2 protein-coding genes are annotated in these 2,303 nt (G+C 69.9%); both read right to left on the bottom strand.

The features are described 5' to 3' along the window. Positions 1-509 precede the first annotated feature (509 nt). Entirely contained in the window at positions 510-1,526 is a 1,017-nt protein-coding gene (locus ACIA6T_RS33745; RefSeq protein ID WP_399450326.1) for a hypothetical protein, read from the bottom strand. Between the two features lie 12 nt (positions 1,527-1,538). Next, positions 1,539-2,054 carry a hypothetical protein gene (locus ACIA6T_RS33740; RefSeq protein WP_399450325.1) on the bottom strand — a complete coding sequence of 172 codons (516 nt, stop codon included), beginning with the start codon at positions 2,052-2,054 and terminating at the stop codon, positions 1,539-1,541. Positions 2,055-2,303: the final 249 nt, after the last annotated feature.

The following is a 2,303-nucleotide window of genomic DNA, read 5'->3' as shown; positions in this document are numbered from 1 at the left end:
CGCCGCCCCGGCCCCCCCCCCCCGCGCGCCCCCCCCCCCCCCCCCCCCCCCCGCCCGCCCCCCCCCCCCCCCCCCCCCCCCCCCCCCCCCACCGGGTTCCGGACAAGGACTGACCGGCCGTCCTCTCCCCGGAGGCAACGGCCCGCCCGGTTTCGCCCGGAGGGACACCCTGAAGCCGGAACCGGCCGTACGCGGTCCGGCCCGCACCGTCGGCGATGCCGATCCCGACCGAGTACGTCACGTTCCTTTCCCGGGTACCGGCCACCTCGATCCCGGTGCGCACGACCAGGCCTCCGTACTCCAGGACACGCGTCCGGCCTTCGGGGCGCACCGGAACCACAGGAGAGGGACGCGCTCACGGACTGCTCCGCCCCGCGCCCGGAGTCACCGGCCGCTGCGACGCGGGGCCCTGCCGGCGGCACCGTCCGTACCCCCGGCGGCCGGCACACACGCCGTCATCGGGCACAGTGCCCGGACCACGCCCGGTCCGGGCACCACGGCATCAGCCCTTACCGGGCGGAAGCCGCCACCTGCTTGCGCGCGGCGGAGACTTCCTTGCCGTGCTGCTCCTTGATGCCGGTCAGCCGGCTCTTGTTGTCGGTGATCTGCTTGTTCTGGATCGCGGTCTCCACACCGAACCAGATCTTCACCAGATCCGTCCGCTCCTTGCAGTCGATGTCGTCGACCGCCAGGGCGATGGACTCCTGCGTCGGCTTGCCGTCGATCGTGACACCCTGGTCCATCGCCTTGTACGGATCGGCGAGACCCGGGTGTCCCTTGCCGTCCATGCACGACGACCACGCGGCGATGGCCTTGACGACCTTGTCGTCCTTCATCGACTCCATCAGGCTGTCCCCGGCGAGCTCCGCCACCATGACCGGGTCGGCCTCCTGCACGCCGAGCCGGTCCTTGGACCAGCCGACGCAGCCGCCCGTCCTCAGCTTCTTCCCGTTGTACTCGGCCCGAGCGGGCTTGATGTCCTGGCCGGGGGAGGCGACCGGCCCCACCGCTCTGGCTCCCTCGGGGGCCTCGACCGGCTCGGGCTTGGTGTGGCCGGTCAGGACCTCGACCTCGACACCGGACAGCTCGCGCATGGGCTGGCGGGTGTGCTCCTGCAGCGCCGGGGGGAGCTCGTAGCCGTACTTCTCGGCCTCGGCCCGGTCGGTGAGGCCGTAACGGCGTTCGATGTTGGCGTCGTTGTCACTGGGAGGCGGGTTGGCGCCCGCCCGCGGCAGGGTCAGGTCGATGCCGTAGTCCTTCATGCAGGACTGCTGGAGGTCGTTGGCGGCCTGCTCGACGGTGACCTGGTCCTCGTAGGAGGCCATGTACGCCTCCAGCGGAAGGGTCAGATCCTTGGTCAGACCACGGGTGGGGACCTTCTTGGGCCAGTTCTCCTTGTTCACGATCGGCCTGTCGTCGGCCACGCTCTGCGCGGTCCCCGGAGTCGTGCCGGAGGAGCAGGCGCTGACCAGGAGAGCCGAAGCGGCCAGGGCTACGGCGGTGGCGGTCCGCTTGGTGTGCTTCACGGGGGTTCCTTCTCAGGCGAAGTGGGAGGACGCGTTGTTGTTCTTCAACGCGGAGATCAGGTCGGTGAGGTTGCAGTCCCCGTAGGGGCCGTTCTTCGCGAAGTACTGGGAGGTGCCGCCGTAACCGGAGTTGTAGTACACGCGGTAGTTGTCGTCCCGGGCGCAGTTCTGCACGGACGCCGCGTTGTTCTTCATGTACTGGCCGTTGCCGTTGCCGCCGTTGCCGAAGACGTACCGGTAGGTCGTCAGTGACGAGCCCTGGTACTGGCTCGTGCCCCAGTGGTCGGACACGTTGCTGTAGAACGTCGTGAACGCCGACTTGATGTAGCCGTCCTGGACGGCGATGTCCTTCGAGTTGTAGAACAGCCACAGATCGCCGTACGAGCAGGTGATCCACGGAACGTCACAGTTGTCCATGACGGTGTACTCCGCCGCGTGCGCCGGACCGGAGGTCGCCATCACGGCCGCCACGGCCGCGAAGGACGTGGCGAAGGCGGTCGCCTTCTTCTTGATGCGGATACTCCTCATCACATCTCCATCGATAGATCGTTCGTGCGATGATGATCTTCACATCGGGGTGGGTGACATGGCCATGCCTGTTGCATGATCGAAATTTATCCAGGCCCGTCAAGTCCGAAGGTACGTAAGGACCGTGGGGGGGGGGGGGGGGGGGGGGGGGGCGGCCCCCCCGGCGGGGGGGGGGGGGCGGGGCGGCCGCCCCCCCCCCCCCCCCCGGGGGGGGCGGCGGGGGGGGGGGCGGGGGCGGGGCCGGGGCCC

Source organism: Streptomyces sp. NPDC051740 (assembly GCF_044453165.1).
GTDB classification, from domain to species: Bacteria; Actinomycetota; Actinomycetes; order Streptomycetales; family Streptomycetaceae; genus Streptomyces; species Streptomyces atrovirens.
Note: the sequence above shows the minus strand (reverse complement) of the source record. Positions and strands in the feature narration are given on the sequence as shown.

Coding starts and splice junctions, on each gene's coding strand:
- ACIA6T_RS33740 (WP_399450325.1), bottom strand. CDS start 2,054: ATGAGGAGTATCCGCATCAAGAAGAAGGCGACCGCCTTCGCCACGTCC.